Origin of the sequence: Pseudomonas sp. Irchel s3h14 (assembly GCF_900187425.1) — a bacterium.
Lineage (GTDB): Bacteria > Pseudomonadota > Gammaproteobacteria > Pseudomonadales > Pseudomonadaceae > Aquipseudomonas.
In genome coordinates, this window is record NZ_FYDJ01000018.1 from 1 (window position 1) to 13,133 (window position 13,133).

Annotated in this window: 12 protein-coding genes; 4 read left to right on the forward strand and 8 right to left on the reverse strand. The window is 59.8% G+C overall.

Features of this window, described 5'->3' with window-relative positions; all coding sequences use genetic code 11:
- Positions 1–181: 181 nt before the first annotated feature.
- The 4 genes from CKW16_RS24935 to CKW16_RS24950 all read right to left on the reverse strand — a co-directional run bounded on the left by CKW16_RS24935 (position 182) and on the right by CKW16_RS24950 (position 3,834).
- A complete protein-coding gene (locus tag CKW16_RS24935; RefSeq protein WP_095131489.1) occupies positions 182–886 on the reverse strand; it encodes a hypothetical protein in 705 nt (234 codons plus the stop codon).
- Between the two features lie 137 nt (positions 887–1,023).
- A complete protein-coding gene (locus CKW16_RS24940; RefSeq protein WP_095131491.1) occupies positions 1,024–1,539 on the reverse strand; it encodes a hypothetical protein in 516 nt (171 codons plus the stop codon).
- A 64-nt stretch (positions 1,540–1,603) separates the two neighbouring features.
- Positions 1,604–3,121 (reverse strand): HAMP domain-containing sensor histidine kinase, encoded by a 1,518-nt coding sequence (locus CKW16_RS24945; protein ID WP_095131493.1) that lies wholly within the window; start codon positions 3,119–3,121, stop codon positions 1,604–1,606.
- Complete coding sequence (locus tag CKW16_RS24950) at positions 3,118–3,834, reverse strand: response regulator transcription factor (protein WP_095131495.1); 717 nt, start codon at positions 3,832–3,834, stop codon at positions 3,118–3,120. The genes CKW16_RS24945 and CKW16_RS24950 overlap by 4 nt, the downstream gene beginning before the upstream one ends.
- Before the next feature lie 151 nt (positions 3,835–3,985).
- Here CKW16_RS24950 and msrB point away from each other — a divergent pair, with 151 nt between their 5' ends.
- Genes msrB through msrA form a run of 3 tightly spaced genes read left to right on the forward strand, consistent with a single transcriptional unit; the run spans position 3,986 to position 7,062 of the window.
- Complete coding sequence (msrB, locus tag CKW16_RS24955; RefSeq protein ID WP_095131497.1) at positions 3,986–4,504, forward strand: peptide-methionine (R)-S-oxide reductase MsrB; 519 nt, start codon at positions 3,986–3,988, stop codon at positions 4,502–4,504.
- A 43-nt stretch (positions 4,505–4,547) separates the two neighbouring features.
- The gene (locus CKW16_RS24960) at positions 4,548–6,323 is read left to right on the forward strand and encodes a cytochrome c biogenesis protein DipZ (RefSeq protein WP_095131617.1); all 1,776 of its coding nucleotides are present in this window, start codon (positions 4,548–4,550) and stop codon (positions 6,321–6,323) included.
- 31 nt (positions 6,324–6,354) lie between these two features.
- Complete coding sequence (msrA, locus tag CKW16_RS24965; RefSeq protein WP_095131499.1) at positions 6,355–7,062, forward strand: peptide-methionine (S)-S-oxide reductase MsrA; 708 nt, start codon at positions 6,355–6,357, stop codon at positions 7,060–7,062.
- Positions 7,063–7,081: 19 nt separating this feature from the next.
- Here msrA and CKW16_RS24970 read toward each other — a convergent pair whose 3' ends face one another.
- Together CKW16_RS24970 and CKW16_RS24975 are read right to left on the reverse strand one after the other, a co-directional pair.
- Entirely contained in the window at positions 7,082–8,095 is a 1,014-nt protein-coding gene (locus CKW16_RS24970; protein WP_095131501.1) for a sensor domain-containing diguanylate cyclase, read from the reverse strand.
- A gap of 75 nt (positions 8,096–8,170) precedes the next feature.
- Positions 8,171–9,076 carry a LysR family transcriptional regulator gene (locus tag CKW16_RS24975; protein WP_095131503.1) on the reverse strand — a complete coding sequence of 302 codons (906 nt, stop codon included), beginning with the start codon at positions 9,074–9,076 and terminating at the stop codon, positions 8,171–8,173.
- A 102-nt stretch (positions 9,077–9,178) separates the two neighbouring features.
- On the opposite strand from CKW16_RS24975, the gene CKW16_RS24980 reads away from it, so the two are divergent.
- Positions 9,179–10,354, forward strand: coding sequence for an aspartate aminotransferase family protein (locus CKW16_RS24980; protein ID WP_095131505.1), 1,176 nt, complete (start codon positions 9,179–9,181; stop codon positions 10,352–10,354).
- Positions 10,355–10,487: 133 nt separating this feature from the next.
- Here CKW16_RS24980 and CKW16_RS24985 read toward each other — a convergent pair whose 3' ends face one another.
- A complete protein-coding gene (locus tag CKW16_RS24985) occupies positions 10,488–10,991 on the reverse strand; it encodes an adenylate kinase (protein ID WP_095131507.1) in 504 nt (167 codons plus the stop codon).
- Positions 10,992–11,156: 165 nt separating this feature from the next.
- Positions 11,157–13,079 (reverse strand): alkaline phosphatase D family protein, encoded by a 1,923-nt coding sequence (locus tag CKW16_RS24995; protein WP_095131511.1) that lies wholly within the window; start codon positions 13,077–13,079, stop codon positions 11,157–11,159.
- Positions 13,080–13,133 lie beyond the last annotated feature (54 nt).

The window sequence follows — 13,133 nt, forward strand, 5'->3', positions numbered from 1 at the left end:
TTGAAAAGGTCGCCGAGGTCGAGCAGGTCCTGTTGAACAGACATAAAAAATCCGATGCCAGAGGTCTGGCATCGGATTTTCGGATAAGCCCGGCTTTGACTCAAATGCTTAAGTGAACAGCATTACGCTCTAGGGCGAGGCTCTTGGGTCAGTGGCGCCGAAGCGCCGCTGATGGATCGTGTTACTGCGCGGCGATGCTGTAGCCATCGAACGCGGTTTGCTGCTGAAGCGCGGTGATGATGTTCTTGCGGTTAACCGCTTGTTCGGCCCCGGCATTGTCCAGGAAGGTCTCGCTTTCCAGTTCGGCTTCTTCGCCTTCGCCGACGAAGGTGAAGCCCAGGAACTCCAGCGCTTCACGGTCAACGTTCAGTCGCGAACGCGGGGTGCGCAGCGGCAACGTCACGCTGATGCCGTCTTTGCTGATGGTGAACACTTCGACATCTTTCTTGGCGCGAGCAGCCTTGCTTTTGCCACTGCTCGGGTTGCTGACGGCCTGATGAGTCTGGTTCAGCACTTTCAGTGCGAGGCCATAGACCAATTCCTGAAATGCCGGGTCGTCCTTGAAACTGGAGAGAATCCGGCTGATCGGGAATTTGCTGCTCAAGTCTTCCAGGGCGGCAATGTCGGCAGCCTCGGCGTCCTTGAGCTGCTTGAGTTCGCCCATCAATTGGTAGGCTTTGTCGTCGTCGAAGCTGTCGTGAGCCTGGCGAATCGCGGCGCGCAGCTCGCGGATCTGGTCGCTTTCCCGGGTGGACTGGAAAGCGTCCAGGACCATCTCGCTGATGGTCTTGGCCTGGGGCACGTGCTGTGAAAGATTGATGGAGTTTTCGTATTCCGCTTTGGACGACAAGGTGACTACGGATTCAGCGGTATTGGAATCGGACATTGAAATTTCACTACTTCTTTTAACTTGGATTGAGGCGAGAAAGCTCTGGGCCTTTTCAGGCCGCCTAATCTATTGGACCGAGGCGGCGTTGTCACGGATGAACAGGCGGCTGGTCATCATTTTTGGTACAGCGGCTTTTAACCGGCGGCTATCTGGGGGCGTTTTGCCTGAAGTGTCAGCAGCAGCCGATAAAACGTCAACGCCCGACCGCTGATCAGTCCACAGACAAAACCGGAAGCCGACGCCTTGAGCAGCAACATCTCCACGGTGGCGGCCATTTCCGGGTGAACGTCATCCTGGTAGCCGAAGTAATAGTTCACCGCAAAAAACAGCAGATAGAGCACCAGAGTTTTTAGCGTGCCCGGCACGATCAGGCCGGTTTGCGGATCATCCAGCTCAATGCCCTTGCGTGGGAAAATCAGCAGCGCCGCGAGGCTGCCCAGGATGACGGCGGCCAACCAGCAACTGACCGATAGCTGCGGATTCAGCGTCAGGTTCAGCGAATAGAGTGACCAGCCCAGCAATATCGGTGCTGTGACGAGCAATGAAGTTTTGCTTTCACGGGTCGGGGACAGGGCTTTGACGCCGAAGTAGCACAGCAGCAGAAATATCGCGTAAACCCACAATGGGGTGTTTTGCAGGGTGTTGAGCATCGCGCAGCGTCCTTGCCGAAATGGGTGCCGGGATATTAGCCGTTGCTGTGGCCCAGGCAGTGGACTATTTCCCCAGCGAATTCAGATTCATCGACCGCACCGCCAATTGCTCGGCCGTTTGCTGATCCACCGCTAACGAAAAGCGAAAGGTCGCGCCGCGTCCGGGAACGTCAATCAGCTGGATCTCGCGGCCATGCAATTGCAGGATCCGGTGCACGATCCGCAATCCCAGTCCACCGTCACGCCGTGCGCCGCCAATGTTGAACGGGCGCAGGAACAGACCTTCGCGCAGTTCGGCAGCAATGCCGGGGCCGGTGTCGCTGACGGTAACTTCGATAAAAGGTCCTTCAGGGCGCAGGCTGAGCTCGATTTCTCCCCCTTGCGGGGTGTGGCGCAGGGCGTTGTCGAACAGGTTGGTGAGCACCCGCTCGATCAATCCAAGGTCGGCGCAGGCTGCTGAAACATTGGGTGCGAAGGTGGCCTTCAGTTCGACCTGGCGCGCCTCGGCCGTCAGTTCGAACTTCTGGAAAATGTCCTGCACCAGATCGGTCAGCGAGAAACGCTCCAGCACCGGTTGCACGAAGCCATGTTCCAGGCGCACCAGCTCCAGCAGCGATTGCGCCAGACCACCCACCTTGCGGCTTTGATCCAGCGCGATGCCCAGGTAACGGCGGCGGTCGGCGGGGGACAACGTGGCGTCCTTGAGCGACAAGGTTTCCAGGTAACCGTGCAGCGAGGCGAGAGGCGTGCGCAGGTCATGGGAGATGTTGGCCACCAGTTCACGGCGTTCCTGATCCTGGCGGGTCAACGAACGCCATTGCTCGCCGAGGCGCGCCTGCATCTGCCGGAAGGTCGCGTCGAGTATGGCAATTTCATCGTGGCTGGCGGCTTTTTCCACCGGGACTGACGCAGGGGGTGTTACTGGAGCGCCATCGATGTCGAACTGGCTGACGGTTTCGGTCAAGCGGCGCAAAGGTCGGGTGATGAGGGCGAATGCCGTGAGACCGGCAATCAGGCACAGCAACGCCACCAGCCCGATGGACAACAGCGCGGTATTAAGGGCGGCGCTGGTGGCGCCGCGTTCGGCGAAGCGGTCGTGCTCTTCGCTCAGCAGCACCACATAGAGATAGCCCACCGGTTTTCCATTGACCTGCAATGGCGCGGCGCTGAACACTTTGCGGCCATCGACGCTGCGCGGATCGTCGCCGAGAACCGGCAGGGCATCGCCCTTGAGCAGACGCTGGATCGGCGCCAGATCGACCCGCTCCCGGCGTATCCGACCCTCGGGTGCAGCACTGCCGACAATCCGGCCCTCGGGGTCGAGCAGATAGACCTCGACACTGGGATTGACCAGCATCAGTTTGCTGAACAGGTCGCGCACGGCGTCGGGCATCAGGCCTTTGGTGTCCATCAGCACGGTGTCATGGGCGATGTGCCGGGCCAGATCCCGCGACAACCCTTGCACCACTTCCAGCTCATGCATCTTGTTGGACCGCACCTGCATCCAGGCCGACGTGCCGCAGCACACCAGCAGCAACACGGCGAACACCAGAGACAGGCGCTGAGTCAGGGTCAGTCTCACGGCTGCTCCTCCCTAGGCGCGAATTTGTAGCCTCGTCCCCACACGGTGAGGATGCGTGCCGGTTGAGCCGGATCGGCTTCGATCTTTGCCCGCAAGCGGTTGATGTGAGTGTTGACGGTGTGCTCATAGCCTTCATGGCTGTAGCCCCAGACGGCGTTGAGCAGGTCCATGCGCGAGAACACTTTGCCGGGCTGACGGGCGAAGAAATACAACAGGTCGAACTCCCGTGGCGTGAGGTCTAGACGGCGACCGTCAAGGGACACATCGCGCGTGATCGGGTCGATGGCGAGGCCGTCCGTGATCAGGCTGCCGGCGTCCATTTTCAGGTTGCGGGCCATGGCGTCGACCCGTCGCAACAGTGCTTTGACCCGGGCCACCAGTTCGAGCATCGAAAAGGGTTTGGCCAGGTAATCGTCGGCGCCGAGTTCGAGCCCGAGAATCCGGTGCACTTCGCTGGAGCGCGCACTGGTAATGATGATCGGTGTGTAGCGGGCCATGGCGCGGGCGCGGCGGCAGATTTCCAGGCCATCAACGCCGGGCAGCATCAGGTCGAGGATCAGTGCGTCCCAGCTTCCTTGCTGCAGCAGGCGCATGCCTTCATCGCCGTCGGCGCAGTGCACCACCTCGAACTGCTCATCACGTAGATGCAGGCAGATAAGGTCGGCGATATGCAGGTCGTCCTCGACCACGAGGACGCGTTTGGTCTGTTCCATCAAGCTCAATCCTTCGGCGCAATGAGCGCATTGTGCGGGTTTTCCGGGGCCTGAGTTATCACGAATTGTTTAACTTCTCGTGAGGATTTGGCGATCAACCCAAGCCTAGGCTGTGTTCCATGACAGGCACCTGGAATTTTCGGAGACGACCATGTTTTCACGGCGACAGTTTCTCGTAGCAAGCGGCGGGCTAGGCGCTGCAGCCCTGGTCATCGGTGTATTGCCAAAATTTTCCGCCAGTTCTGCACTGGTCAGTGATGCCAGCGCGGCGGAGGTGTTCGAGGTGACTCACAGCGACAGTGAATGGCGCGCCATGCTCAGCGCCGAGCAGTACGAAATCCTGCGCGAAGAGGGCACTGAACGGGCCTACAGCAGCCCACTGAACAACGAGCACCGGGAAGGTACGTTTGCCTGTGCCGGCTGCGATCTGCCGCTGTTTTCTTCAGCGACCAAGTTCGACAGCCGCACCGGTTGGCCGAGCTTCTGGGCACCGCTGGACAAAGCTGTGGCCACTCGTCAGGACCGCTCCTTCGGAGTGCTGCGCGAAGAAGTCCACTGCCGGCGTTGTGGCGGTCATCTGGGCCATGTCTTTGACGATGGGCCCAAACCTACCGGCTTGCGCTACTGCATGAACGGCCTGGCGATGACGTTTGTGCCGCAGGAGACTTGATCCGCGGGTACTCCCTTTCACTCACTTTATGCAGGTCGACGTTATGTGGCTTCTGGTCCTCGCTTATCTCGGTGGTGTGCTGACGATTGTCAGCCCGTGCATCCTGCCGGTGCTGCCCTTTGTCTTCGCTCGCACCGGGCAGCCGTTTATGAAGAACGGGTTGCCGCTGTTGGCGGGCATGGCGCTGACGTTCGCGCTCGTCGCCTCGCTGGCAGCAGTGGGCGGTGGTTGGGTGGTGCAAGTCAATCAGTACGGTCGCTGGCTCGCGTTGCTGTTCGTTGCACTGTTCGGGCTGACGCTGTTGCTGCCTCAATTGGCTGAGCGTCTGACCCGGCCACTGGTGGCAGCTGGCAGCCGGCTGTCGGAAGCCGCGGGCGCGGATCCCCGGCCGCGTCCCGGCGCTTCGTTCCTGATCGGCGTCGCCACGGGCCTGCTCTGGGCTCCGTGCGCCGGGCCGATTCTGGGTCTGTTGCTGACTGGAGCCGCGTTACAAGGGGCAAGCATCGCAACCACCTTGTTGTTGCTGGCCTACGCCGCGGGCGCCGCAACTTCCCTCGCGGTGGCGCTGCTGCTGGGCGGTAAAGTCTTTGCGGCGATGAAACGTTCCATCGGCGCTGGCGAGTGGCTGCGTCGAGGCCTGGGCGCCGCAATGCTGGCCGGTGTCGCGGCGATCGCCTCGGGGCTCGACACCGGGATTCTGGCGCGGATTTCAACGGCGTCCACCGGCGGTATCGAGCAGGCGTTGGTGGGGCGGTTGGTCGGCCAATCACCGAACGTTAGCGGGGCGATGATGGCGCAGGTTCCGGCCTCTGGAAGTGCAATGAAAGCGGCTGACAAAACGCCGGGCGCACTGCCGATTGAAGGCAACCTTCCAGCGCTGGATGGCGCGGTGCAATGGCTCAACTCGCCACCCCTTACTGCGCAGGCCTTGAAAGGCAAAGTCGTGCTGGTGGATTTCTGGACTTACTCCTGCATCAACTGCCTGCGCTCGCTGCCGTATGTGAAGGCTTGGGCCGAGAAGTACCGCGATCAGGGATTGGTGGTGATTGGCGTCCATGCGCCCGAGTTTGCTTTCGAACGAGACGTAGGCAATGTCACCAAAGCGATGAAGGACCTGGGCATCAACTACCCGGTGGCCATCGATAATGACTTCAAGGTCTGGCGAGCTTTCAACAACCAATATTGGCCGGCCCACTACTTTGCCGACGCTCAGGGTCGCATCCGTTATCACCATTTTGGTGAGGGCGAGTACGCCGAATCGGAACGGGTGATCCAGCAACTGCTGCGCGAAGCGGGTGCCGAGAAGGTCGCAGACGGTCTGATCAATGCCAGCGCCGAGGGTGTTCAACTGGCCCCGGACATGAACGAAGTGCAATCGCCGGAAACCTATGTCGGCTACCAGCGTGCCGAGCATTTCGTGCCTGAAACCAGCCTGGTGCCGGACAAAGTGTCGGCCTATAGCGCTCCGTCGCAATTGGCACTCAACGATTGGAGCCTGGACGGTCAATGGAATGTCGGCTCGGAGCGGGCGACTGCAAGCGCGCCGGCCAGTCGCATCGTTTACCGCTTCCATGCCCGTGATCTGCATCTGGTGTTGGGGCCTGGTGCTGACGGTAAACCGGTGCGTTTCAAAGTGTTGATTGACGGAAAAGCCCCCGGCGATGACCACGGTACCGACGTGGCGCCCGATGGCAGCGGCAGCGTGACTGAACAACGTTTGTACCAATTGGTGCGCCAAACCGGCAGCGTGACGGATCGGACCTTCAGCATCGAGTTTCTCGATCCCGGAGTGTCGGCGTATGCGTTTACGTTCGGTTGATCGTCAGCCCATTTATTCAGGAGTCAGCCTCATGAAAACCCTATTCACCTGGCGCCGCACCCTGTTCGGCCTGGCCGCTGCCGGCGTCATCGGCCAATGCCTGGCGTTCTCCTTCGGTGCGGCGGAAGACGCGGTCATTATTCCTCCACCCACCCTCGACGAAACCACCCAGGCCGACAGCGAAAGGGCGGTCTTTGCCGGCGGTTGCTTCTGGGGCGTCCAAGGCGTGTTCCAGCATGTCAAAGGGGTGAAGAAAGCGGTCTCCGGTTATGCCGGCGGTGCAGCCAACACTGCTCAGTACGAGCGGGTCAGCAATGGCGATACCGGTCATGCGGAATCCGTCGAAGTTACCTTCGACCCCCGTCAGGTCAGCTACGGCACCTTGCTGCAAATCTACTTCTCAGTGGCTCACAACCCTACCGAACTCAACCGTCAGGGACCTGACAGCGGCACTCAGTATCGCTCGGCGCTTTTCCCGGAAAACAGCGAGCAGCAGCGTATCGCTCAGGCCTACATCGCCCAACTGGACGCCGCCCGTTCGTTCAACAAACCCATTGTCACCAAGCTGGAGACCTACAACGGTTTCTACCCGGCCGAGGAGGAGCATCAGGACTTTCTGACCGAGCACCCGACCTATCCCTACATCGTGATCAACGATCTACCGAAGGTTGCGCAGCTGAAAAAGCTTTATCCGGATCGGTATCAGGAGAAACCGGTATTGGTGAAGGCGGGGATGTGAGAAGTGAAGGGCATAGCCTTTACCACGAAATCACATTCTTGCCCGCGATCTTCGACCGATACAGCGCCTGATCGGCCCTGGCCAGCAACCCGGTCTGTTGTTCTTCGTCAAAGCGCTGAACCACGCCAAAACTCATGGTCACTTGAAAGTCCCCCACTGGCAGCAGGCTTGCGAGACCATGGCGGATACGTTCGGCGAGGGCCCGGGCATCGGCGAGAGCTGTATTGGGTAGGATCAGGATGAACTCGTCGCCACCCCAACGCGCGAGCAGATCGCCCTCGCGTACGCAGTGCTTCACGCTATCGATCACCCGCACCAATGCCGCATCGCCCAGCGCGTGGCCATAGTGATCGTTGATGTTCTTGAAGTCGTCGATGTCCATCGCAATCAGCGACAGCGGTTGTCGAAAGCGCTGGGCGCGTTCGCATGCCTGGGGCAGGGCTTTTTCCAGAAGATAACGATTGGCGATTGAGGTCAGTGTGTCGGTTTCCGCCAGTTTGCGGTTTTCTTCGAGTTGGATTTGCAGTTGCTGATTGACGCGAGACAACTCTCGGGTACGTTCTTCAACGATCGCTTCAAGGGATTGGTTGCGCCGTTCAAGCGCTTCGTACAGGCGTTTCTTGTCTTCGATGCTGCGGTGCGCGCCGACCATCCGCGCCACCGAGCCGTCGGTATTGCGTGCCAGTACGTAGCCACGGTCTTCGATCCAGGTATAGCTGCCATCCTGCATGCGACAGCGATATTCGGCCTGATAGCCGGGGGCGCGCTGATTCAGGTAGTCATCGAACAGTGCCATGACGTGCTGGTAATCGTCGGGATGGATCACGTTTTCCCAGGTCAACACGTTGTTATTCAGGGAATGAGGCGGGTAGCCGAGCATCTCGTACCACCCGGGGTTGCGATAGACGAACCCGGTGTTGGCGTTCCAGTCCCAGATGCCGTCGCTGACCAGTTCCAGAATGGTGTGCAGCATGTCTTCGTTCAAATCCTGCAGATTGAACTTCAACGGCTCGATATTCGACGCCTCACCCATCTCCGCACTCCCTGCCGCCCTGATATCTAAGTGACCCGCCTGTCGAGGAGATTAGTCGATGGTGTATTGAGCCTGCTAGTGCTTGCCCCATCTCTGCAAGGCAAAGTCGACGAAACTACGCAGTTTTGGCAAACGGTAGCGATCCTGGGCATACATCAGGTTCATCGGTCGGCTCGGCGGCAGGTAATTCGGCATCAATGCCACCAGTTTTCCGTCCTTGAGATCTTGCTCCATCAACGCATCCGGCAACACCACGATGCCCATACCGGTTCGCGCCGCTTGATGCAGTCCTGCCGAACTGTTGATCAACATCGGTCCATTGACCGCTACCGCCACTTCTCCCTCGGGACCGGTCAGACGCCAATGTTTTTCCACCGACTGCCAGTCATCGCCGGCCGGATAGGCAAAGGATAGACAGTCGTGGTGTTGCAGATCATCGGGTTTCTGCGGTGTGCCTTTGCGCGCCAGGTACTCCGGTGATGCACACATGGTCAGGCTGTAGTCGAGGAGTGGACGGGCGATCAGGTGGGCCTCCTCGGTATTGCCCAGGCGAAACGCCACGTCGAAACCGTTTTCGAGCAGGTCCGGACGGCGATTGGTGAGGACCACATCCAATTTGACGCGTGGACACAGCAGAGCGAACTCACTCAGGGCGGGTGCCAGTTTTTCGGTGCCGAACGTCAGCGGTGCGGTGATGCGCAAGGTGCCGCTCGGCTCGTCGAGGGCCTGCTCGGCCAACCGTTCGGAATCGGCCACCAGCCCCAGCACTTCGAGGCAACGTTGGTAATAAGCGGTGCCGAATTCCGTTAACCGTTGGCGTCGCGTCGTTCGGTGGAGCAGGCGCACACCCAGGCGTTGCTCCAACGCCCGCAGGTGATTGCCAACCATGGTGGTGGATATTTCGCACTGCAACGCGGCGGCGGTCATGCTGCCGGTTTCCACCACTTTGACGTAAACGGTCATTGCCTGGAACAAATCCATTATCAAGCCCAGCTTTAAAATGATTGAAGTGTTGCAGCGTTTATCTAGCTCAGGTGGCTAACCATACTGCAAAAACACCGACTATTGATGGAGCCTGATGTCATGACCGCCGCCTGCCTGATGACCACTTACCAACCTTTGGCCTTGAGTTTCAGCAAGGGCCTGGGCACACGCCTGTGGGATCAGGCGGGTCGTGAATACCTGGACGCGGTGGCGGGCGTGGCAGTGACCAACGTCGGTCACTCCCATCCGAAAATTGTCTCAGCCATCAGCGAACAGGCCGGGCTGCTGTTGCACACGTCCAATCTTTACAGCATCGACTGGCAACAGCGGCTGGCGCAGAAACTGACGCAATTGGCGGGCATGGAGCGAGCGTTCTTCAACAACTCCGGTGCCGAAGCCAACGAGACGGCGCTGAAACTCGCTCGGTTGTATGGCTGGCAAAAAGGCATTGAGCAACCGCTGGTGGTGGTCATGGAGAACGCCTTTCACGGCCGCACCCTGGGCACCTTGTCCGCCAGTGATGGCCCGGCCGTGCGCCTGGGCTTCAACGAGTTGCCAGGGGACTTTGTCAAAGTGCCATTCGGCGACCTCAAGGCGCTGGACAAGGTGCAGCAAGCCCACGGCCCGCGCATCGTGGCGATCCTGATGGAACCGATTCAGGGTGAAAGCGGTGTCCAAATGGCCCCGCCCGGTTACCTGAAAGCCATTCGCGAACTCTGCACTCGGCGCTCGTGGTTGCTGATGCTCGACGAAATCCAGACCGGCATCGGCCGCACCGGCCAGTGGTTTGCCTTTCAGCACGAAGGCATCGTTCCGGACGTCATGACCCTGGCCAAAGGCCTGGGCAACGGCATTCCCATCGGCGCCTGCCTGGCTCGGGGCAAAGCCGCCGACCTCTTCACCCCCGGCAGTCACGGCAGCACCTTCGGCGGCAATCCACTGGCCTGCCGGGTCGGTTGCACCGTGCTGGAGATCATCGAAGAACAAGGGCTACTGGAAAACGCCAAGCTTCAGGGTGAGCGTCTGATGGCCAGATTGCGCATCGAATTGGCGGACGACCCGAACGTATTGGCGATCCGCGGCCAGGGTTTAATGATCGGCATCGAACTCAAACAGCCGATTCGCGACCTAACCCTGATCGCCGCACGGGATCACGGCTTGCTGATCAACGTGACACGGGGCAAAACCATTCGCTTGCTACCGCCGCTGACGATTGATGAGCGGGAAGTGGAGATGATTGTCAGAGGGGTTTGCCGGGCGGTGAGCGCGGCCTGATACACAATTGATCGTTCCCACGCGCAGCAAAGGAATGCCTCAAGGGACGCTCCGCGTTCCAGCTCTCGAAAGGGACGCGGAGCGTCCCGGGCTGCATTCCCACGCGGAGCGTGGGAACGATCAACAGTGTGAGTTAGTTGGCTTGTAACACGGTGTTCGCGAATGTTGTGATTTCGGTTCGATCCCTGAGTTTGAGTTTCGAACCGCCAAACCCTTCGAACAGACGCTGATGCGCGGCAAATCCACTGGAGTCTTCGCTCGTACGATAGCTACCGGCCCAGGCGAGCAACGCAATCAACAACTCGTCATTTTTGTCCCGCTGCGACTCTCGCTGACGAATATTGGTGACACATTCCTCATCTTCAACGCGCAGCCAGATCAGTGCTGTCGCCCGGGGCAAGAGTTCGCTGATGATCCAGCCGTAAACGCCTTCGATCACCCAGCGCTCTTCACTGGCCACCACCCGTGCCATGCCCAACGCCTCGGCACGGGGGCGGGCGATGCTGTGTTCGTCGGACAACCAGTGAATCGAATCGAGATCGACCCACGGCACTTGCAGGTGCTCGGCCATTCGTTCGGCCAGCCAGCTTTTGCCAGAACCGGAGTTGCCGATGATCAGGGTTCGAGTGAGGTTCATGAGCGACACCGATCAAATAATGAAATGGCTACCCCCTTCCGATCGTTCCCACGCTCTGCGTGGGAACGCCTCAAGGGACGCTCCGCGTTCCAGCTCTCGAAAGGGACGCGGAGCGTCCCGGGCTGCATTCCCACGCAGAGCGTGGGAACGATCAACGATCAGCCTTCAGTCGTCATTCTCAGGTGCAACCATCCGCGTCTTCGGCGAACCGTTTGAGTTGTGCTGATAGATCTCCTGCGGCTGTCCTTTTTCATTAAAGAACACCTGCCCGATCCCCGCCGAATTCCACAGTCGTTCACCTGCTTCAGCATGTTCCGGGACATGCGGAACAATGCGCATGCGCCGGCGTTTGGTCAGCCAGTTGAGCGGCGAACGGGGCGAGTAGAGCCAGCGGTTGAGGCGGTCGAACCACTCGAGCAGCGCGGGCGGGAACTCGTTTTTGATGCCGCTGCTGGTGATCTGCCAGATGCGCGGGGCGGCCTTGCGGTGTCGGATCAGTACTTCGTAGACGAAGGAATAATGCACATCGCCCGACAGCACCACGTAATTACCGGGTGTGCGCGAGTGTCGGAAAATGTTCAGGATCACCTGGGCCGCACCGCGATGGGCCATCCAGTTTTCGGCGTCCACCAGTAGGGGATAACCGCACCAACTGAAAACGCGCTGCACGGTTTCGATCAGTTTGACGCCGAAGATCGGTGCCGGCGAAACGATGATGGCCGAAGGGTGATCGAGCAGTTCCTGTTGCAGTTCGCTGAGGGCTTCCCAGTCCAGCAAACCCGAGGGTTGCTTGAGGTTCATCTCGCTGCGCCAGCGTCGGGTGCGGGTGTCGAGCACGACGATGGCCGGGCTGGTGGGCAGCACGTAATGCCAGTTCTGAAATCTCAGCAGTTCGTCAATCAACCCATCCTGAATGTCACTGTCGAGGTAGTGGTCATGCCCGGTCGCGCTCAAGCCGCCGGCCTTCTTCAGCACAGCGCCGAACGCATCCGGGTTGTTGCCCCAGCCCTGGCACAGCATGTAAGCAATCAGTGCGTTGCCGATGATGCGTCTGGAGAACGGATGGCCGTAGGCCGTTTCCTCCCATTGCGCGGAAAGATTCCAGTCATCGGTAATATCGTGGTCGTCAAAAATCATCAGGCACGGCAGGTGAGCGAGTGCTCGGGCGACGCCTCCAAGCCCGGCCTTGAAGCCATCGATGCGCGTCTGCTCAAGCGCATAACGCTCACGTCTTGCCGGTGTCAGTGCCGGTGGTTGCGGGGCGATCAATGTCCAGGGTGTTGGCGACCAGACCAGCAGGTACATGGCCATGACTTCGGCGAACGTCACCAGATGGTTGTCGGCACTGCTGCTGGTGAAAATCGGCTTACGCGCCCCACCGAAAAATCGCTCGCGCAGGGTTTCGTTGCTCTCCAGCGCCGGTAACAAATCCGCACGATGGTAGTAGCTGGCGGGGTGCTCGTAGAGCTTGGCGCTATCGCTGACCACCGCACCTTCGAGGTGCTCTTCGAACAGCCCAAGCCGCTTGATCAAGGCATGGATGGCTCGCAGCATCGGCCCCGCGACATCGTCGGCATAAACCTGATCGCCACTCATCATCAACAGCGCCGGGCGTTTGTGTGCGTCCGGCTCGGCCTCCAGCAATCGATCGACGCATAGCAAACCGTCCGGGGCCGGATGGTGAGGTTTGCGGCAAGAACCGTGCAGCAGATGATCAGCCCGTTTACGCAGGACGAAGTTTGGGCAGCGGGCGTCGCCGTACAGCAAGTGCGGGGCCCAATCGGCGATGCCTGTGCCAGCGTCGTCAATCAGCAAGTCGTATTCGATTAACGTGTCGCAGGGCAGGGCGGCGTCCAGCGACACATCGATCAAATGAACAAAGGCCTGGGTGCCCACCGCAATGACCGTGCACTGACTCGCGTCGAGGTGGATGGCGTCGCGATCTTGCAGACGCAACGTCAGCGTCAACGCCCGCGACCCCACCAGCCACATCACCAGCCGCGTGGGCTCCAGACGCCGCAACAGCGGCCCGACCAGGACAGGGGGCAGGGATTGATGATCGTCAGGCAGCGGCAAAGACATGGACATCCGGGTTTTTGGAACAGAGAAGCGCGCGATGATAACGCAGCTGACGTCAATGAA